Origin of the sequence: Gluconobacter sp. P1C6_b (genome assembly GCF_018811945.1) — a bacterium.
Classification (GTDB): domain Bacteria; phylum Pseudomonadota; class Alphaproteobacteria; order Acetobacterales; family Acetobacteraceae; genus Gluconobacter.
This window is the reverse complement of record NZ_JACRVU010000001.1, coordinates 96,831-116,998: the sequence shown is the minus strand read 5'-3', so window position 1 is coordinate 116,998 and position 20,168 is coordinate 96,831. Positions and strand designations below refer to the sequence as shown.

Below are 20,168 nucleotides of genomic sequence, written 5' to 3'. Positions count from 1 at the left end.
CCGGAGAGCCTCATGCGCAGGTTGATTGTCCCAGTACTGGCCGCCCTTGCCGTTTCAGGCGCGGCCCTTGGCACGGCTGTGGCGCAGGATGCGGATGACGGTCCCAAGAAGCCGAGCATGCACGACCTGTATCATAACTCGTCGCTGCCCAAGAGCCATGCCGACTTCAGCCGCTACCGCTATCGTCCGCCAGGGGACAAGGTGATCGAGCAGCCGGACGCGTTCCGGCTGCTGTTCCAGACGAAGGACGGCCAGCCCGATGGCTATGCCGAGCGGCGCGGAACTTCGGTTTTCTATTATGACCGCTACGGAAAGCTGCGTCAGATCCAGCCCCTGCCGGAAGATGCGACGACCGACTGATGCCCCGCTGCCGTGACCTGACGTCCGGCATGGGGAGTCCGGCCCGGACGGCATGTCTGCCCGGGAGGTGGGTTTTTGCATCTGGTGCCGTCAGGTATGCGTCATGAGTCTTGCTTCGATGCGGGATCTTCTGGAGCAGCGTCAGATCGCGCTGTATTTTCTTGCCGTTCTTCTCGGCGGGACAGCGGCTGCTCTGGTGACGGGAACCGCATTCTGGGACGTGGTCATCAACCCTGTTCTGGGCCTGATGCTGTTCGTGACCTTCCTTCAGATCCCGCTTGCGGAACTGGGGCAGGCTTTCCGCAAGGTCCGGTTCCTCGCAGCGCTTCTGGTCACGAATTTCGTGGCTGTCCCTGCTCTGGTGGCCCTGCTGCTTCCGTTTGCGCCAGCAGACGGAATGATCCGGCTCGGTATCCTGATGGTTCTTCTCTGCCCCTGTATCGACTGGGTGGTGACGTTCGCCCAGATGGGGCGGGCTGATGCTGCCCTCCTTCTCGCGTCCACGCCCGTCCTTCTGGCGGTGCAGATGGTGATGCTCCCGCTCTGGCTCCATCTCTTTCTGGGCGAGGGCGTGTCACGGCTGGTGCAGGCCGGGCCTTTCCTGCATGCGTTTCTGTGGCTGATCGTCATTCCGCTGTGTCTGGCATGCCTTGTCCAGTTCGGGGCACAGCGAAGCCCGGCGGGGGCGCAGGTCGCTTCGGCGCTGGGCCTGCTGCCGGTTCCGGTGACGGCCTTCGTCCTGTTCATCGTCATTGCGGCCATGCTTCCGCATCTCGGGCACGAGACAGCCGTCGTGCTTCATGTCCTGCCGGTCTATGTGGCCTTTGCGCTGCTCGCGCCCTGGCTGGGCTGGGGGATTTCGAGACTGTCCGGGCTGGATGCGCCAGCCGGCTGGGCGCTTGCTTTCAGCGGGGCGACGCGGAACTCGCTTGTCGTTCTGCCGCTTGCGCTGGCCGTGCCCGAAGGTGCGCCCCTCCTGCCGGCCGTGATTGTCAGCCAGACCCTGGTCGAGCTGGCCGCGGAACTGCTGTTCATCCGGGCCATTCCACGGCTCGGGCGGTCTGCCGTCAGTCCTGCTGGAGGCGGCGGGGAAACGCAGCGGGATTAAACGCTGCGAGCAGGATGCCGCCCAGCGCGATCACGACGGATGCCGGGCACAGCACTGCAAAGCCCAGCGTGCTCAGAAGATGGCCGCCGATGGCAGAGCCCAGAAGGATGCCGAAATTGCTGCTGCTGTTGATGGCCGCGCCTGCCACATCGGCGCTGGTCGCCCGCGCGCGGATCGCGCCCGACATGACGAAGGGGATGATCGCAGCGTAACCCATGCACCACAGCCCGACGGCCCCCACGCTCGGCCATGCGGAAATCAGGTGTCCGTAAACCAGGATCATGCCCGTGAGCATGGCCAGGCCGCCGCCGAACAGTCCGGCTGCCGGCCAGCGGTCCACGACCTGCCCCGCCCCCCACAGACCGAAAATGCTGACGCCACCAGTAATCAGGAGCGCGACACTCAGCAGGTGCTCGGGCAGGCCATGCTCCAGCAGAAGCGGGGAGACGTAGGTGTAGAGCAGGTTATGCGCGAAGAAGAACACGGCGTTCACGCCGATCACGACGCCGAAAATGCGCGCGGCCTGTGGGGAGCGGATGGTCGGAACCTTGAGCGCCTTGGTGTCCGCCCCGCGAACGGGCGGCAGATAGAGCGCAATGAAGATCGTCAGGAGGGCCGCAAGCCCGGCAATGACGTAAAGCGCGACCCGCCAGCTTGCGAAATGGCTGATCGCAGCCGCGCCCGGAACGCCCAGAACCGACCCCAGCGATGTGCCGCCAAAGACAAAGGAAATGGCGCGCCCCGTCATGCGTTCGGGCACCAGATGGGCGGCATAGGCGGCGGCAATGGACATCATCAGTGCGTGCGACAGCCCGCCCAGGGCGCGTCCTGCACAGACGATGGCGAAGTTCGGCGCCATGGCGGAAATCAGATTGGAGATGACGTATCCGGCCAGGCAGAGCAGCATGAGCATCTTGCGGTCCATGCGGCTCGTGGCGATCGTGATGGGCACGGCCCCGAATGCGACGAGCAGCGCATAGGCGCTGACCGCCAGCCCGGCATGACCTTCCGTAATGTTGAAGGATTTGGCCATGTCGATCAGCAGACCAACCGGCGCGACCTCGGTCGTCACCGCAATGAAGGTCGAGGCGAACAGGGCGCAGAGGCCTGCGATCACCGGACCGGAGAGCGTTTTGAACACGACGGACTTCCTGACTGGAACGGCGACCTGAGCGTCCCGAACGCGAGGGCTTTTGGCACTTTGATCGTATTACGGAAACCCAAAAATTCAGCTCAGGCCCATCATCGCTCCTGAAGCGGCGGAATGCTCCGGGAGAGCCGGTTTTTCAGGGGGTTACGAACATCATGACTTTCATTTCTGCGCCCTGACATCACGGATTCGGGAGGCTGCTTCAGGTTCCTTCCAGAATGTCGTTCCGTCGTCCCAGCTCACTCGAAATGATGATGAGACATCCCGTGATGCTGGAGAGGAGCAGGCGGAGGTTGCTGTTGGTCTCCACCGTTTCCATTGTGGAAAAACTTTCCAGCGCATCCCGGGACTGGAGTTCCAGTGCCTCGGGGCCGGTAAAGGGGCTGGCAAAGCTCTGGCACAGGCGGGAGAGGACGGCCCGTGCATTCTCGGGCAGGCTGTTCTGGCCGCGATAGGCCTGGATCTGGAGCAGGTTGCGTCCGACCGTCATCATTGAAAAGGCGGCATGAAGCCATCGGTCGTTGGAGCCGGAACTGCTGGCTTTGGTATGGGCGATCAGCTGCTCCATGCCCAGGACGATCCGTCCGACCCAGACGGCTTCAGTCATGGACCGGCGGTTCCTGCCGATCAGCCGCAGGTCGGACAGCAGGTCCAGCCGGAAATTCCGGTAAAACCGTGTCAGCTGGAATGGAAAGACATAGCGGAACACGAGAACGCCGAAGCCGAGCCCGCTCAGCAGGGCGAACACCGTATTGAACCACTCGGCCTCGTTGATGCGGCTGTGGTTGTCCAGACCGATCAGATACGGAAAGAAGTTGCTGAAGGATGCCGCCCGCGCGGCGAGGGCGGGTGTGCGCGTCGCAAGCCCCCCGATCAGCATCGGAACCGAAATCGTCAGGCACAGCATCGCATAGGATGCCGTGGCCGGCATGACCAGAAAGACGGGAATGATCGCCGCGACCGCCGCCCAGACCGCACCCGAGAAGAACGCGCTGCTCGCCAGAACCGTGTTGCTGAAGGATGCGAAACGGGCGCAGACCACCGAGACAAACGTGATGAACAGCGGTCCGTCCGGCCAGGCCGTCACTTCCCACACATAGGCCGCCATCAGGACCGCGGCGCAGGAGCGCAGTCCGTTATGGATGGCAGCGTACCAGTTGCGGGGACGGGCGAGCCTGTAGCTTTCGGCTCTGGGGTCTTCGCCGGGATCGCCCGCCAGACAGCCCAGAAGATGCTGAAGCTCCGTCAGCGTCAGTTGCAGCCCCTGGATCAGGATGCGGTCGTTGAAAACGGTGCCGCTGTCACTTTCCTCGCGGGGCAGCCTTACGGTCTGTTCGACGTCCTCCTGACATCGTCCGATCAGGGCAAGAACCTCCTGACGCAGGGCCTGAAGCGCCTTTTCGTCATCAATATCCGCACGCAGCCGATCCAGAATCCCGGCCGCGTCATGCAGCAGGTCCTGGGTCCGCGCTGAACGTCTGGTCACGGCGCCCAGACGGCTGCGCATGCCAAGGGCCCGCGACATCAGGCGGGAGGCAAGGCCGAGCGTAGCCCGGGCGTAATCGACGATCCCTCGTGTGCGGCCGACCTCGATGGCGCTGAACTCGATCCGGTCGCTCAGGCTGAGAGACAGCGAGAAGATGTTGTGCAGATCGCTTTCGGGCGTGCCATGTTCGAGCAGGATATCGCGCGAGGCATTGGCGGCTTCGAGAACGATCTGCTGAAGCTGGCTGCGGATGGCGGCGCGTGCCTTGGCGGGAACATTGCTCCGGCAGGCCATATCCGCCACTGTGCCACAGATCACGCCCAGAAGAATGTATGTGCCCCGTGCCATCGCGATACTGAACACCTGATCGGGCTGCGCCTGTGCGCTCAGGGATACGATGGAACAGGTATAGGCCGTCAGAACGAACGCGTAGCTGCGGAAGTTATGGACCAGCGTTCCCAGCGCAGTGCACAGCCCGATCCACCCGGCCAGAGCCGGAAAGAACAGCCAGGGCGCCTGCGGAAAGGCTGAGGCCAGAGCGATCGCCGAGACGATCCCGCCCAGTGTCCCGGCCACGCGCCAGCGCGCCTTTGAAAGACTTTCGCCCAGGGTGCCCTGGGCCACGATCCAGACCGTCATGGGCGCCCACTGGGGCTGCCCCAGTTCCATCCATAACGCGATGGCCAGAGCGACCAGTGCAGCAATTGTCGTACGGATCGAAAAACCGAGAGCGGAAAGACGAGGGGCATATAACCAGGACAAATCACGAAAAAATACAGTAAATGATGACTGTATTTCCTGTGCTGCCCGGTTGAAGAATGGCCCCATGAAACCCCGATTCCAGTAAAACAGATTGGACGGGCTGATATGTGTCCTTCGAGGACAGGAAAATCAATTGCAATAATTATTCATATTTCTGGACACATTTCTCCGGACCACTCCCGCAGGCGCCCGGTTTCATGACCGGTTTTCAGGCGTGATGAGCGGTCCTCTCGGCCAGGGGGATATGGTGGGCCGGGGCGGGTCTTTCGTCCCATGGGGCGTGAACCACACGGTTACGGCCGGACTGCTTGGCGGTGTAGAGCGCGTTATCGGCCTGGGCCAGAAGCTCCGTGCGCGGGATCCCCCGGCCGGGACACAGGGCTGCGCCGATACTGAGCGTTGCCGTAACGGCTCCGCCCCCGATCAGGCGGGTTTCCGTCGAGAAGGCCTTTCGGAGGCGGTGTGCGGTCGCGAGCATTTCGTCAAGGCTGCCACACTGGAATACCACCACGAATTCATCGCCGCCAATGCGGAACAGAACCGTCGGGGGATAAAGGATGTCCGTACAGACACGGCCCATGGCAATGATGATCTGATCCCCGACCGCATGGCCATGGGCGTCATTGATGGACTTGAAATGATCGATATCGACCATGAGCAGGGCTTCGTGCGCGCAGATCTTGCCATCATTTTCCAGCCAGGCCTGGAAGGCCCGGCGATTGCTCCCGCCTGACAGGGGATCCTGCAGGATCAGTTCCTGCTGCCGGAACGCCAGCTGTTCCCAGGGAATGGCGATCATCGCCAGTGCAAAGAGCGCCACTTCGATGACGACCAGGAAATTGTAGGTCGTCACGGCCCAGATGGTGGCCGGTGCCGCACCGAGGGGGGCTGGCAGCCAGAAGACGAAGGGCACCAGAAGGAGATGGACGGCGGCATAAAAGCGAAGCAGCCTCAGCAGGCTGCGTCTTGCCGAGGTTCTGATCGGGGCTTTCTGCTGGAGGTCACGGGCCGCCAAAGCGTGAAAGGCCGCGATGGTCGCCAGGCGAAAGGCCGTACTGATCACATGGAACAGGCCAGTGGGTCCGGCCAGAACCGAAAGTATGAAGGACAGGCCGCAGCCAGATACCAGCAGCAGAAGGCGCGTCTGACAGCCCAGCATGACGCGGAGCGCCTGCCACGCGGCTCCATAGGCCATGACCATGAACAGGGCGCCCAGCCGCAGTCCCCACAATCCGGGAAGCATGGTTGGAACAATGAAAAACAGGCCGGAAGCCGATCCCAGAAGAAACGGGGCTGCGTACCAGGCCATACGCGACCATTTTCTGCTGGAGAGTTCAGACAGGATGAAATGAACGCCCAGAAGCAGGAAAATAACCGCACTGCATCCAAGCAGGGTAGGTGGATCAGGAGTCATTGATGGCGCATAGGCTATGGAACAGGCTGTACAGGCCACTCCCGTAAAGGCAGGCAGACGCTCGTCGACTCCCTGACCCGTAATAAACACAGTCCGACCTTACCTCCGCGTTAATGGCATTTTTCGGGCTGCCTCTTTCCGGTGCGTTCCCTTAGGAGGGATGACGGGCTGGCTGTTGCCCGGCATAAGGGCGTTTCTGTCATCTTCGCCAAGATGAGTCGTATGTCTCCTGAAAAATACCTTTTCCCTCCGGTGCCGCCCCGATGATGACACGCCTCTTTCCCTTCTGGGCCATTCTGGTGTCCGGCCTGGCGCTTCTTCTGCCTGGACCGTTCCTGACGCTGGTTCCTGTCATCACGCCGCTTCTGGCCTTCGTCATGTTCACGATGGGCGTATCGCTGACGCCCGCCGATTTCGGCCGGATCCTGCGTCGTCCCGCGCCGGTTCTGGCGGGCGTGGGGCTGCATTATCTCGTCATGCCGCTCGCCGCCTGGGGGATTGCGCATCTGCTGTCGATGCCGCCCGCGCTGGCCACGGGCATGGTGCTGGTCGGCTGCGTATCGAGCGGTACGGCCTCGAATGTCATGATCTATCTGTCGCGCGGAGACGTCGCACTTTCCGTCAGCATCAGCGCCTTTTCCACCCTTGTAGGGATTGTTGCGACGCCGCTTCTGGTGCGGTTTTATGTGTCTGCCGGTGTTGCCGTGGATAGCTGGGCACTGTTTCGCAGCATCCTGACGATGGTGGCGCTCCCCGTTCTGGCGGGGGTGACGCTCAATACACTGTGCCATCGCGCCGTGAAGCGGGTGGAGCCTGCGCTCCCGCTGGTGGCCATGGTGTCGATCCTGCTCATCATCGGGGCGATCGTGGCCGGCGTGGGGCCCTCCCTGAAAGAGGCGGGTCCGGTCATGCTGCTGGCGGTCATCCTGCATAATGGGATCGGGCTTCTGGGAGGCTACTGGGGCGGGCGGCTGCTTGGCTTTGATGAAAGCATCTGTCGCACGCTTGCGCTGGAAGTCGGGATGCAGAACTCGGGCCTCGCCGCTACGCTGGGGCGGCTCTACTTCTCGCCGCTGGCTGCACTGCCCGGAGCGATCTTCTCCATCTGGCACAACGTTTCGGGGTCCATTCTGGCGTCGCTGTGGGCGTCGCGGCCTATCGCGCGGAAAGGCCCGCCGTGTTGACGAGGAACACCATGTCGGTGGCGCGCGTCACCGCCACATAGCAGAGCTGCTGCGTCTCCAGCGGGTTCTGCCGGGCGCGACGGCCGATATCGCCGAGATCCACGAACACGTTTTTGAACGTGCTGCCCTGCGCAGTATGGACCGTCATGGCATAGATCGCCTGAAGCTGGAGCAGGGCGTTGTGAAACGCAAAACGGTGACTCCAGCGGCGGTGCTGCTGTTTCGCTTCCTGCACCAGACGCCGGTCCACAGCTTCCAGATCCTTCTGGTTCTGCACGATATGGCCGGTGATTTCCTCGCCCGCCATCGTCAGCAGGGTGACTTCCCATGATGCGAGATCCGCAATCCAGGCCGGAACGTCCTTGCAGAGCTCGAATTTATACGAAAGCCGCCCCGGTTTGATGTCCATGACGAGGACTTCCTCGTTCGTGGCAATCGCCTGACGCGGGCCGCCTTCTTCCTGCTGGACGGAAAACGGCGCACGGGACACGACCCGCTCGCCGGGCATGAAAGGTGTCGGCGTTTCGCCGCCATAACGCCAGAGGCGGACCATCCGGTTGATCTGATGCACGCGTGCATTCGTCCAGCACAGATAGCGGCACCAGTCGTTGTCTTCGGCGAAGGCATCGGACAGAAACGCCTTGCGGACCCAGCTTTCCACATCCTTGGGTAGGAACAGGCCCATCTGCTCCTGACGCGCATCCCGGACCCAGCTCCAGTCGGCGTCACCACCCTGACTGTGACGGATGATGGTCGCGGCTTCGAGGATCGGGTTGCCCGCGGCCTGCCGCACGACGGTCTCCAGATGGGAGCGTGAGGGCACGGAAAAGGAGGGCGACGCAGCTTCTCCCACGGGCGGAAGCTGGGCCGGATCGCCGACGAACAGCACGAAGCAATAGCGCAGAAGATCGCGGATCCAGTTCATCAGCTCCGCAGAGAGCATCGAGCACTCATCGACGATCACGATCCCATCGGCAATCGTCTGCGGCCGCTTGGAGCGTACGAGGGTCGTGGTCGTGCCCTGCGAGGATGGCTGAAGGCTCAGCAGGCTCTGGATGGTCCTGCAATCGACGTCCCGGTCCACTTTCGAGCGCAGGACGGCGGTGGCCTTGTGGGTGGGTGCCGTGATGACCACCACCTTCTTCTCGGCCATGAAATGCCGCGCGACAGCCTGCATCAGCGTCGTCTTGCCGCTGCCCGCATACCCCGTCAGAAGATGCGTCGGCCGTCCTGCGGCATGTGCGGCAATGATTTCATCAAGCGCCTGCCGCTGGGAGGGGGTGAGCATGACCATGAGCGGCTTTTCTCACATTTTCCCGACACATGCCATTGCCTCGCCCGCAGAACCCGGCACAGTCTCAGCCGGGAAAAGCAGGAAGAAAGCCGGACTGATGGATACAGCGTCGAATGCCGTTTTCTGGCAGGAAAAATGGGAACGCGGCGAGACGGGTTTTCATGAAACACAGGCCAATCCGCTTCTGACCCGTCATATCGCGGCTCTGGATCTTCCGGCGGGAGCACGGATTTTCGTGCCTCTGTGCGGTATGAGTCAGGACATGGTCTGGCTTGCCGGGCACGGTTACCACGTGACCGGATGTGAACTGAGCGACATCGCGGTACGCCGGTTTTTCAGCGATCTCGGCATTATGCCCGACCTCGTGGAAACCGGGGCGTTGCGTTGTTTTTCTTCTGGGGCCATCCGTATTTTCGCAGGAAATATTTTCGATCTGACGCCGGAAATGCTCGGCCCGATGGACGCCATCTATGACCGTGCCGCACTGATCGCCCTGCCGGAGGACCTGCGCCGGGCCTATGCCGCCCATCTCCTGTCCCTGACCGGTCCGGTTCCCGAACTTCTCGTGACGCTGGACTACGATCAGTCCTGCCTGAAGGGACCGCCTTTTTCCGTCGGCGAGGCGTTCCTGCGTGAATGCTATGGTCAGGCTTATGCTTTCACGCTTCTGAAAAGCCGGGCGGTCGAAGGCGGGCTGAAAGGCCGCTGCCCGGCGTCCGAAAACGTCTGGCGTCTCAGCCCGCTTCCGCCTTCGTCCTGACCGTTATTCGGCGGCGGCGGCTTCCGCGCCCATGCGGGTCTTGTCCACGAAGCCTTCTGTCGCATCGTCGAGCGCGCGTGTCCGGCGACCGCCGGGGCCGTGGACGTAAAGCGCCTTGCGGTCGATTTTGTCCACCACGTCCGGCTGGACCGGCATTTCGTAGCGCGGTTTGCGCATGTGGTCCGACAACTGGAGCTTCGGATCGAAGACCGAATTGAACTTCCACAGCATCTTCACGAAGTTCGTCTGTCCGTGCAGCAGCAGACGTGTCGCAATGCCGACCGTGCCCTTCAGCGCTTCCCAGCCCATGTGCTTGGTGTTGAGCACCTGCTGCGTCTTGACCAGTTCCTTGTAGAACTCGGGCAGCGGCAGGGTGGTTGGCAGGACGGCGTGCTGGATGTCGAACAGGCGATAGTCGCGCGTCGTCAGGCGACGGGCCTCGCGGTGCCAGATCTCCGTACCGGGATAGGGTGTCGTGACGGAAATGTTCACGATATCCGGGATTTCGAGGCACCACTGGCGCACGGCCTCGAACCGTTCGCGCGTCCAGGACGGATCGGCGATGATGTTGATGGCCACCGTCAGACCGAGCGAGCGGGCATATTCCAGTGCCTCGAAATTGGCGTCTAGCGACACGCGCTTGCGGAACTGCTTGAGCCCTTCCTCATCCACGGCTTCAAGCCCGATGAAAATGTAGGTCAGACCGATTTCGCTCCAGACCTTGAAGACTTCCTTGTTGCGCAGCAGAACGTCCGCGCGGGTTTCAAGATAGTATTCCTTCTTGATGCCGCGCTTCTTGATCTCGTCCGCGATGGCCATGCCATGTTCCTGATGGACGAAGGCCACGTCATCGACGATGAAGATGCCCGGTTCTTTCAGGGCCTCAAGCTCATCAGCAATGACCTGCGGGCTGACGGTCCGGTAGGAGCGGCCATAGAACGTCCAGGCACTGCAGAACGTGCAGTCCCACGGACAGCCCCGGGCGAATTCGATGGAAGCCGCCGGGTCCAGCGTGCCGATGAAATACTTGTTGCGGTGATGCAGCAGGTCGCGCGCCGGGCGCACGGTATCGAGGCTTTTCACGAAGATCGGCGGCGGACCTTCACCATCCACCGTGATGGCACCGGGAACCTTCAGCAGGTCGGTCTTCTTTTCGATGGCTTCCAGCAGGAGGCCGACCGTTGCATCGCCTTCACCCTTCAGGATGCAGTCAATGGCGCCTTCGGAAAGCTGGAGCACGTCAGGCGCAATGAAGGACACCGAGTGACCGCCCACAAAGATGAACTTCCCGGGCATCCGCTGTTTCGTTTCCTTGCACAGGTCAAGGATCTCGGGAATGTTCGCCAGATAGCTTCCTGAAAAACAGATCGCATCCGGTTTGAAGTCAGCGAGACGCTTCCAGTAGTCTTCATGGGTCTCGACCTGGAGATCGATGATCTGAACGTCATGTCCTTCATTGCGCGCGGCACCCGCCACAAGTTCAAGACCAAGTGGTTCAAGCCTCAGGAACACACGTGTGTACATCAGGGCACTTGGGTGAACGGCCAGAAGTTTCATGAAGTCATCCCATTCTCTTGTGGCGTGTCGCGTCACAACTTCGACACAGGGAGACATAGGCGCTCGGTTTGCTGCAATCAAATGACACACTTCCGTGATGACATCCTGCTGCGCTGATATGGGACGGAGAATGCACGCTTCTTCAAAAGGGCGGGATGTCCGCAGGCCCCGGCAAACCTGCATTCTTCAGACCGCCCTCGGGTTCAGGAGACAGCGGGAAAATTTCTGGCTTCACGACTGCGTGATCCGAGGGGTTCAGCAGGGGTGAACGGCGGGACTCTTGCCGGCATGAAAAAGCCTCTTCTCCCACAGCGGCATGCTGCGGGGGAAGAGGCTCAAGCCCGGATACGGGTAAAGGGCGGGGTTCAGAAGGCGGCTGAGACCGTTCCGAAGAACATACGGGGTGCCGTCGGATAGCCGGTATAGGTGCTGGCATCGCCCGCGGAGATCGAGGACCAGGACCGGGCATTCGTCAGGTTGCTGGCATTGAACTGGAGCTTGAGGCTGTTCATGTGCGGGATGTGGCGGAACGTGTAGCTGGAACTGAAGGCGAGTTGCACACGCGGCGGTACCATGACGCTGTTGGTGATCGTGCCCGGACGGACGCCCATATAGCTGCCGCTGAACTGCGCATTGAAGCCGCCCTGATTGTAATTGACGGCGAACTTGTCGGACCAGGCCGGAATGGCCGGAACCTTTTTGCCCTGCGTGGCATAGAGTGTTGCGCCGTCCATGAAGTCGTTGCCGTAGATGCTGCTGACATAGGACACGGCGTCATAGATCGAGAAATGCGGGCCAAAGCGCAGCGTGAACGACAGGTCCATGCCGTTCGTCGAGACGCTGCCGAGATTCGCCACCGTATTGCCGACGCCCGAAATGCCCTGACCCGGTGGGGAGATGGTGCCGAGACGGTTGTAGAAATCGACGTGATAATATTCGAGCTGCCCACTGATTCCGGTCAGGATCGGCGTATTGATCGGATGGCTGGTGCGGATGCCGGTTTCATACGTCCATGACGACTCAGGCTTGCCGCTGCGCTTGAACTTCTCGAAATCCGCCTGATTGGACACGGCCCAGGGAGACGTCGAGCCATATCCGGTGGAGGCAAAGGAGTTCATGTTCTCCTGGATATTGGCAAAAAGCTGCTCGTGCTGTGTGAAGTTCCACAGCGCGCCGAAAGCCGGCAGGAACGGATTGTAGGACGGGATCGTGCCGCCTGCGATGGTCTGGGTGCTGGTATCGACGATCGTTTTCGCGCCCTTAACCGACGAGGCCAGGGACTGCGGCAGGGCGGCAATCGGCAGCGTGCCGTTCGTATAGACCAGTTCGGACTTGAAACCTGCCGTCAGTGTCAGGCGCGGCGTTACCTTCCAGCTGTCCTGCAAATGCGTGACGAACGTGTTGGTGTAGAAATTGTTCTGCCACTGCGTGAAGAGCGGGTTGGTGGGGCGTTCGTAGGGCGTCAGGGTATTGGTGGCGGTCAGCGGATACCAGCGCCGGGCCTGCATGTTGTTGTTGCGCTCATACCAGCCGCCCAGTTCGATATTGTGATGGCCAAGGCGGTAATGCAGCGTACTGGTCAGACCCCCGCGATAGTCGCTGTATTCCGTGGTGCGAACGGCAAAAGCCGTGCCGCCCGTGGCATCCCAGACCTTCGGATCAATGCCTGCAACACTGTAGGTGAACTGGCCGTTCTTGATGTATTTCGTGCCGGTCGGGTCGAGATACGTGCCCAGAATGGTCAGGATCGCATTCGTGCGGATGGACGTCGCCACCACGCCCGCGCCATCGTCGTAATGGAAGTAAAGTTGGTTGTCCCAGTTCAGGTTCGGGCTGAACCGGTGGGAAATCTTCAGATAGGTCAGGTAGTCGGTCCGCTGCGCGGCGGAAAAGTAATATTTGTTGTTCGGCGTTGCCGGACCCGCCTTCGTGGAGCTTTCGGCCGGGTATCCCGCAGTAGCGGCGTTCAGATCCGGGTAGAAGGCGCCGCGGGCATAGAGATCCGTCGGAGCGGTCAGGCCCTGCGTGTTCGGCTCGGCCTTGTTCTGCCAGTCGAAATAGGCGGTGATGGTGGTGTTCTCGCCTTTATGAACGAATTTCCCGTTCACCTGATATCCGCCCTGACGGTTGGCGTTCCCGAGGTTCCACGGACGCGCATCCTGACGGGCAAACGCCATATAGGCCGAGTTGCCGTTGCCGAAATTGCCCGTATCAACGCGCGCGAATGTTCTGAATGTGGAATAGCTGCCGAAGGTCTGGTTGATTGTGGCGCCAGCCTTCTGCTTCGGGTCGCGCGTGGTGAACTCGATCGTCCCGCCCAGATTGCTGGTCGAGGCCGTGCCCAGCGCACCGGCGCCTGACGACAGGGACGTCGATCCGATATCTTCACTGATGGCCGCGCGCTGCGGGGACAGGCCGTTATAGTTGCCATAGGCCCCGGCACCGAGCGGCACGCCGTCCATCGTGTAGCCGAGCTGGTTCTGGTTGAAGCCGTGGACGTAAATGCTGGAGTTCTGCTCGTTATTGCCCCAGGGATCGACGTTGGTGAACGTCACGCCCGGCAGCAGGTCCAGCGCCTGCATCGGGCTCTGGCCCGGCATGAGCGTCTGCATTTCGTCACCGCTGACACTCATGACCGAACGTGTGCGGTGGCCGGTTGCGACGATCTGCTCGATCTCATGCGCCTGCGTCTCACGCAGGCGCTGCGGCTTTGGGCGGGGGGACGTGCCCTTGCGGATGATGACGCCGCCATCCGGCATGGCCTCGGCCTTCAGTCCGCTGCCGCGCAGCAGGCGCTTGACGGCCTCATCTGGCGACAGGGTGCCATTCAGGGCTGGTGCGCGGAGATTGGCCACCGCATCGGACGTGAAGATGATGTTGCGACCGGTCTGCTGCCCCAGTGTCACGAGGGCCTGCCCCATGGGCTGCGGCGCGATATGCACGCTGGATGTGGGGGCCGCGAAGGCGCTGGACAGCGTCTGCGTCAGAATGGTTGCGCCTGCCGACAGAAGCAGAACGGTGCGGCGGGGGTAACGGGTGGGCGGGGTCATGGGGCTCGTTTCCTGTCGTCGGGCCTGAATGCGGTCTCGACAGGAAGACAGATGAAAAATCGGAACCCTCAGCGTGGTGTGACGGTTTTCATCGAAACGTCACAAAGCAATGATTTCGTAAGCGTTATGGGTGGGCCGGATGCGCAGTGGCAGCAGATGCGGAAGCATCTGCAAAAACGCATCCCCCTGTCGCACATGATAAACGCCGCTCAGACGCTGCGAGGCCAGACGCGGCGCGGACAGAACGATCTGGCGCGAGGCATAGCGGTTGATTTCCTGGATCACTTCCGCCAGCGGCTGGTTGCGGAACACCAGTTCTCCGCCCTGCCAGGACAGAAGCGTTTCCAGATCGGGATAATCGATGTTCCACCCGCCATTGCGGTACATCCGCAGGCGCTGTCCCGGCATGACCCAGCGCCCCGCCGCCCGCAGAGCCGCGGCACTCAGGAACACCTTGCCCCGAACGGCCGTGACTTCCGTATCGCCGCTGTTGATCCGGATATCAGCGGCCGTCTGTCCGTGAAGCTGCACGGTCATGCCATCAGCGGCCAGATGGAATGCGTCCGGACCGGACGTCGAGAGCATGACCTGTCCGTGACACAGCCGCGCCTGCTGTCCGTTGCGCCCCACTACAAGGCGGGTCTGGGTATCGAGGCGGCAATGGGTATGGGGCGTGATGCGGATATCGCGGATGCTGCCGGTGCCCGTTTCCTCGATCCGGCTGGCATGCGCGCCTTCCCAGGGAGGCACTGCCAGAAAAACCGTCGCGGCCAGCCCGGCCAGCCCGGCCAGCGCATGCCGCCGGCTGAACGTACGACGGCCTATTTTCTGGTGCGGAACCGTAACGGATGGTGCTGCGACGCCACCTGCCAGTTCCCACAGTTCGGTCAGATGTTCGAAGACCGGACCGTTCCGGGGATCGCTCGCCAGCCACTCCCGGAACCTGTCATGATCGCGTTCCGTGCAGTCCTCGGCATGCAGTCGTGCAATCCATTCTGCCGCACGGGTTTTGGTGACATCCATCAGATCGGTATTTCAATAATCCATCCATGTTGAAAGGAAGACCAGCGCCTTTGCGATATGTTTTTCAACACTGCTTTCACTGATCGCCAGTGATTTCGCAATATGGCTGTACTTCATTTTTTCAACACGGTTCATCAGAAAGATCTGGCGGGTCCTGTCCGGAAGCTGTTCGCAGCCCGCACGGAAATGCGCCAGCTTCTGGCCCGATTCATAGATCTCTTCCTGCGAAGGCGCAGGGTCCGGGGTCTCGAGGAGCGCCTCGAACCCTTCCGCCGCCTGCACGTATCCCTGCTGCTCGCGACGGATCGCATTGAGCGAGGAATTGATGGCGCTACGGGTAATATAGGCTTCCTGATGCTGCACGCTGCCTTCAGGTCGCTCGAAATAATTCACGAGCGCATTCTGAAGGTGATCATCCGCATCCTCCCGGCGGGTCCGGGAACGCACCCTGCGATAAAGACGCAACCATTCCTGCTGACAGCGCATCCATGTTCCCGTTGCTGGACGTTTTCGAATCACCGCCGCGCCGGGGAGTTAGTTGTCCGGGCGATGGCGGACAAGCGTTTAGGGAATTCGTACGCTCTCATTCGTGACAGTTTCATGAAATGCCGCTTCGGGGTGTGGGCAAAACCCTTTGCCATGTGTCCACACAACGGAGGGTGTGTGTCCCAAGACCTCTGGGAGCCCGGTTCCGCTGCGAACCGGGCTCTGTTGGAAAGAAGTGCTGCATGGTGTTCATGAAACGTAGAAGCCTGCTGACCGGCCTTGGTGCGGGTCTCCTCCTGTCCACGCGCATCCGCGCCCTGCGGGCCGCAGTTCCGCGCGATCTGGAAAAGAACCCGAGCTTCAAGACGTTTCCGTTCCAGCTCGGCGTGGCGTCCGGTGATCCTGCGTCCGACGGGCTGGTACTCTGGACGCGGCTGGCCCCGAACCCGCTGGAAGAGGCGGGCGGGATGGAAGTCCTCAAGCCGGTTCTGGTGAACTGGGAGGTCAGCGAGGACGAGAGTTTCTCGAAACCCGTGCAGAGCGGACAGACGCTGGCGCATCCCGAGCTTGGCCATTCGGTTCATGTCGAGGTGGCCGGTCTGAAGCCGGACCGTCCGTACTGGTATCGCTTCCATATCGCGGGTTACGAAAGCGCCGTTGGCCGGGGCCGCACGCTCCCGCTGCCGGGTACGCCGCTGTCGCGCGTCCGTTTCGCAGCAGCTGGCTGCCAGCATTACGAATATGGCTACTACACCGCCTGGCGCGCCATCGCGAACGAGCCGATCGATTTCGTGTTCCATTATGGCGATTACATTTACGAAGGCCCGGACAGCGGGGATCATCTGCGCGACATTGACGGCCACAAGGCCCATGTCCTGCGCCGCCATGTCGGTCCGGAATGTTATTCGCTGGACGAATATCGCCGCCGTTATGCCCAGTACAAAATGGACCCGGATCTTCAGGCCGCCCATGCGGCGACGTCCTGGATCGTCAGCTTTGATGACCATGAGATCGATAACAACTGGGCCGGGGATACGGATCAGGACGGCACGCCACCGGAGATTTTCCGTCTGCGCCGGGCGTCGGGGCTACAGGCGTATTACGAGAATATGCCGCTGCGGGCGACGTCAATTCCCGATGGCAGCCACATGCAGCTCTATCGCAGCTTCCGCTTCGGTGACCTGATGAACATGTTCGTGCTGGATACGCGTCAGTACCGCAGCGATCAGGCTTACGGCGACACGAATGCGGCGCAGGGCAGGGATGTCTGGTCGCCCGAGCGCACCATGATGGGCGCGCAGCAGGAAGAATGGCTGTTCAACGGTCTGGGACAGTCGAATGCGAAATGGAACCTGCTGGCGCATCAGGTCATGCTCATGGATCTGGCGCATCGTAAATCCGCCCATTCCGAGCTGGTTTACAGCATGGATCAGTGGTCGGGCTATCTCTACAGCCGCAAGCGCCTGCTGGATTTCATCGACACGCATTGCCCCGGCAATGTGGTCAATGTGACCGGAGACGCGCACCGGCATTTCGCCGGGGACCTGCTGGTTGAACCGGGGCGGGGCAAGCCGGTCTCGGTCGAGTTTCTGGCGACGTCCATTTCATCGGGCGCGGACGGGCTTGGTGATGACGATCATTTCAGCCGGATCGCCCGCAGCGAGAACCCGCATCTGAAAGCTACGACCGACAAGCGCGGTTATGTGCTGTGTGATGTAGGGCCAAATGTCTGGCACGCCGATCTGAAGATCATCGATCGCGTTATGGTTCGCGACGGCGCGCTGTCCACCTATGCCAGTTTTGCCGTCGAGCGCGGCAATCCGGGCCTTCAGAAAGCCTGACCCCGCAGGGGCGGCTATCTTAGTGGCAGCCGCCCTTGCCGGACCGGTCGCAGCCCGAGCAGCCGCCGCAGCCCTTGCCGATCGTGGGTTGCGGGGCGGGTGCGAAGCCCACGGCCGTGCGCAGGCGGCCCCAACCCTGTGGGAAGAGGCGCGCATACCAGTAAATTGCGGCGGCGCAGACGATCAGCAGGGCAACAGCAACTTCGATCATCAGGGAACTCCCGTAATGGCGCGGGTGATGTGATAGGTCAGGAACGCCGCCAGATAGGCCAAGCCAAACAGATACGCCGCAGCCCATAGAACGGTTTTGATCGATCCGGTTTCCCGCCGCATGACAGCCAGCGTGGAAATGCATTGCGGCGCATAAACATACCAGGCCAGCAGCGAAAATGCGGTGGCCATGCTCCACTGCGTCGAGAGCAGCGGCAGGAGCTTGTCAGCCGCGCCGTCATCCGTGGCCCCGATGGCATAGACGGTCGCCAGTGAACTGACGGCCACTTCACGCGCCGCAAGCCCCGGGATCAGCGAGACGCAGATCTGCCAGTTGAAGCCAATGGGCGCGAACACCCACTGCATCAGATGGCCGATGCGTCCGGCCAGACTGTAGTCGATGGGGGCACCCGGAGCGCCGGCGGGCGGCAGCGGGAAGCTCGACAACGCCCAGAGCAGCACGTTCAGCGAGACGATGATCGTTCCCACGCGGGAGAGAAACATCACCGCGCGCTGCCACAGGCCGAGTGCCAGGCTCTTGAGGTTCGGGCGGCGATAGGGCGGCAGTTCGAGCAGCAGCGGATGCTCTTCGGACTTCACGCCCCGCGTCATGACACGGGCGGCGATCACGCCGCTGACGATGGCCACGGCATAGAGCCCGAACAGCACCAGCCCCTGAAGCCCGAAAATCCCCAGGATGGTGCGGTGCGGCACGAACGCGCCGATCAGCAGCGTATAGACCGGCAGACGCGCCGAACACGTCATGAGCGGTGCGATCAGGATCGTGACCAGACGGTCGCGCGGGTTCTGGATGGTCCGGGCCGCCATGATGCCCGGAATGGCGCAGGCAAAGCTCGACAGCAGGGGAATGAAGGAGCGGCCGCTCAGGCCGGCCAGCGCCATCAGCCGGTCCAGCAGGAAGGCGGCGCGGGGCAGATAGCCGGATTCCTCAAGGGCGAGGATCCACAGGAACAGGATGAGGATCTGCGGCAGGAACACGATGACCGTGCCCGCCCCGGCAATTACGCCATCGGCCAGAAGGCTGTGCAGAATGCCATCCGGCAGGGGCTTGAGGACGATCTGCCCGAAGGTCGAGATCCCGCTGTCCAGCCCGTCCATGAGCGGCTGCGCCCAGGCGAAAACCGTCTGGAACATGACGAACAGCACGACCAGAAGAATGACCGGCCCCCAGACCGGATGCAGGAACAGCCGGTCCAGCCGGTCGGTCAGGCGGTCCGTTCCCGCGGAAGGATCGACGACATAGGTCGCCAGAAGCCGTCGCACTTCCATGTGGGGATCGATCCCCGCCGGGAGCGGGTCCGGTGGCGCGGGAAGGGGCAGATCGAGGGCCTGAAGAAGAGGCACGACGCCCGCGCGGTTGAGACTGACGACGGGCACGATGGGCATACCCAGATCGGCCTGCAATCCGGCGACGTCGATCTGGAGTCCGTTGCGCCGGGCTTCGTCCATCATGTTCAGCGCGACGATGACCGGCAGGCCGAGCTGTTTGAGTTCCAGCAGAAAGCGCAGATGCAGGCGCAGATTGGTCGCCGAAATGACGGCCACCAGCATTTCAGGCTGTGGTTCGGAGCGGTGGCGGCCCAGACAGACATCGCGCGTGACGTCCTCGTCCGGGCTGGTCGAATCAAGGCTGTAGGCGCCTGGCAGGTCCAGCACGCGGATCGCACGACCATTTGGAGTGCTGAAGAACCCTTCCTTGCGCTCGACTGTCACGCCCGCATAGTTCGCAACCTTCTGTCGGCTTCCCGTCAGCTGGTTGAACAGGGACGTCTTGCCGCAGTTCGGATTTCCGACAAGGGCGATATGCAGACTGGGGGCGGGCGTCTGCGTCGAGGCTGTAGAATTCATGGAGATCAGGCGGCAGTCCGCAGACCCACGCGCGCGGCTTCACCCCGGCGCAGGGCAAAGCGCGACGTCCCAAGACGCACGGCAATCGGATCCCTGCCCATCGGTCCGGTTGCGACTACCTGCACGGCTTCACCGGGTACAAAACCCAGCTCTCCCAGACGTGTGGCAATCGGGTCCAGGGATGCACGCTGCTCGACCTTCTCGATCACGGCATGTGTGCCCATGGGCAGTGTATCCAGATACAACATCAGTTCCGTACCCCGGTGAATGTGGCGGCGGCTCATAGCCCCGACCTTCATCCTAGATAGGCGCATCCTGCCCGTCCGGGAAGAGGAGTGAGAATGATTTGCATCAAGAGTGCTGCAGACTGAACGAAACTGCCGGTTTTATAATAAATTTTATGAAACCCGCCGTCAGGGGAGCAGGGCGCGGCAGAAGCAGCCGGAACAACAGGAAAGACCTGACTGTCCGGGGAGGAGGGGGTATGTTTTTCCTGCCGTGAGACTCGGTTTTTTCCGATCCCGAAACACGAGAGGGTATCGTTGGACTGGAAATTCCGGACGCAGGGGGGCATACACCGGCCTGTGGGCGCCGGATTGGGCGGGCATGAACCC

Annotated in this window: 16 protein-coding genes; 5 read left to right on the top strand and 11 right to left on the bottom strand. The window is 61.8% G+C overall.

Annotated features, from left to right (window positions below):
- The first annotated feature begins 12 nt into the window (after positions 1-12).
- Both KP701_RS00540 and KP701_RS00535 read left to right on the top strand, forming a co-directional pair.
- A complete protein-coding gene (locus tag KP701_RS00540) occupies positions 13-360 on the top strand; it encodes a hypothetical protein (RefSeq protein WP_024716630.1) in 348 nt (115 codons plus the stop codon).
- Positions 361-463: 103 nt separating this feature from the next.
- Positions 464-1,468, top strand: coding sequence for an arsenic resistance protein (locus KP701_RS00535; protein ID WP_215745240.1), 1,005 nt, complete (start codon positions 464-466; stop codon positions 1,466-1,468).
- Here the strand turns inward: KP701_RS00535 and KP701_RS00530 are convergent.
- The 3 genes from KP701_RS00530 to KP701_RS00520 all read right to left on the bottom strand — a co-directional run bounded on the left by KP701_RS00530 (position 1,428) and on the right by KP701_RS00520 (position 6,280).
- A complete protein-coding gene (locus tag KP701_RS00530; RefSeq protein WP_215745239.1) occupies positions 1,428-2,609 on the bottom strand; it encodes an MFS transporter in 1,182 nt (393 codons plus the stop codon). The two genes, KP701_RS00535 and KP701_RS00530, sit on opposite strands and share 41 nt — an antisense overlap.
- A gap of 211 nt (positions 2,610-2,820) precedes the next feature.
- On the bottom strand, positions 2,821-4,866 hold the full coding sequence (locus tag KP701_RS00525) for an FUSC family protein (RefSeq protein WP_215745238.1): 2,046 nt from the start codon (positions 4,864-4,866) through the stop codon (positions 2,821-2,823).
- 208 nt (positions 4,867-5,074) lie between these two features.
- Positions 5,075-6,280 (bottom strand): diguanylate cyclase, encoded by a 1,206-nt coding sequence (locus KP701_RS00520; protein ID WP_215745237.1) that lies wholly within the window; start codon positions 6,278-6,280, stop codon positions 5,075-5,077.
- A gap of 263 nt (positions 6,281-6,543) precedes the next feature.
- Between KP701_RS00520 and KP701_RS00515 the strand changes: the two genes are divergently transcribed.
- Positions 6,544-7,464: a bile acid:sodium symporter family protein gene (locus tag KP701_RS00515; RefSeq protein ID WP_215745236.1), complete on the top strand. Its 921-nt coding sequence runs from the start codon at positions 6,544-6,546 to the stop codon at positions 7,462-7,464.
- Here the strand turns inward: KP701_RS00515 and KP701_RS00510 are convergent.
- Entirely contained in the window at positions 7,436-8,758 is a 1,323-nt protein-coding gene (locus KP701_RS00510) for an ATP-dependent RecD-like DNA helicase (RefSeq protein WP_215745235.1), read from the bottom strand. The two genes, KP701_RS00515 and KP701_RS00510, sit on opposite strands and share 29 nt — an antisense overlap.
- Positions 8,759-8,855: 97 nt before the next feature.
- On the opposite strand from KP701_RS00510, the gene tmpT reads away from it, so the two are divergent.
- Positions 8,856-9,518 (top strand): thiopurine S-methyltransferase, encoded by a 663-nt coding sequence (gene tmpT, locus KP701_RS00505; RefSeq protein WP_215745234.1) that lies wholly within the window; start codon positions 8,856-8,858, stop codon positions 9,516-9,518.
- A 3-nt stretch (positions 9,519-9,521) separates the two neighbouring features.
- Here tmpT and hpnR read toward each other — a convergent pair whose 3' ends face one another.
- The 4 genes from hpnR to KP701_RS00485 form a co-directional block, all read right to left on the bottom strand.
- Positions 9,522-11,075, bottom strand: coding sequence for a hopanoid C-3 methylase HpnR (gene hpnR, locus KP701_RS00500; RefSeq protein WP_215745233.1), 1,554 nt, complete (start codon positions 11,073-11,075; stop codon positions 9,522-9,524).
- A 365-nt stretch (positions 11,076-11,440) separates the two neighbouring features.
- Complete coding sequence (locus tag KP701_RS00495; RefSeq protein ID WP_215745232.1) at positions 11,441-14,125, bottom strand: TonB-dependent receptor; 2,685 nt, start codon at positions 14,123-14,125, stop codon at positions 11,441-11,443.
- Positions 14,126-14,224: 99 nt separating this feature from the next.
- Positions 14,225-15,148 (bottom strand): FecR domain-containing protein, encoded by a 924-nt coding sequence (locus KP701_RS00490; protein ID WP_215745231.1) that lies wholly within the window; start codon positions 15,146-15,148, stop codon positions 14,225-14,227.
- A gap of 12 nt (positions 15,149-15,160) precedes the next feature.
- Positions 15,161-15,634: an RNA polymerase sigma factor gene (locus KP701_RS00485; RefSeq protein ID WP_215745230.1), complete on the bottom strand. Its 474-nt coding sequence runs from the start codon at positions 15,632-15,634 to the stop codon at positions 15,161-15,163.
- Positions 15,635-15,876: 242 nt separating this feature from the next.
- On the opposite strand from KP701_RS00485, the gene KP701_RS00480 reads away from it, so the two are divergent.
- The gene (locus KP701_RS00480) at positions 15,877-17,475 is read left to right on the top strand and encodes an alkaline phosphatase (RefSeq protein WP_215745229.1); all 1,599 of its coding nucleotides are present in this window, start codon (positions 15,877-15,879) and stop codon (positions 17,473-17,475) included.
- Between the two features lie 19 nt (positions 17,476-17,494).
- On the opposite strand, the gene KP701_RS00475 is transcribed toward KP701_RS00480, so the two are convergent.
- The 3 genes from KP701_RS00475 to KP701_RS00465 are packed head-to-tail and all read right to left on the bottom strand — an operon-like array spanning position 17,495 to position 19,802.
- A complete protein-coding gene (locus tag KP701_RS00475; protein ID WP_215745228.1) occupies positions 17,495-17,686 on the bottom strand; it encodes a hypothetical protein in 192 nt (63 codons plus the stop codon).
- A complete protein-coding gene (locus tag KP701_RS00470; RefSeq protein WP_215745227.1) occupies positions 17,686-19,554 on the bottom strand; it encodes a ferrous iron transporter B in 1,869 nt (622 codons plus the stop codon). Before KP701_RS00470 ends, KP701_RS00475 begins: the two co-directional genes overlap by 1 nt.
- Before the next feature lie 5 nt (positions 19,555-19,559).
- The gene (locus KP701_RS00465; protein WP_215745437.1) at positions 19,560-19,802 is read right to left on the bottom strand and encodes a FeoA family protein; all 243 of its coding nucleotides are present in this window, start codon (positions 19,800-19,802) and stop codon (positions 19,560-19,562) included.
- Between the last annotated feature and the right edge of the window lie 366 nt (positions 19,803-20,168).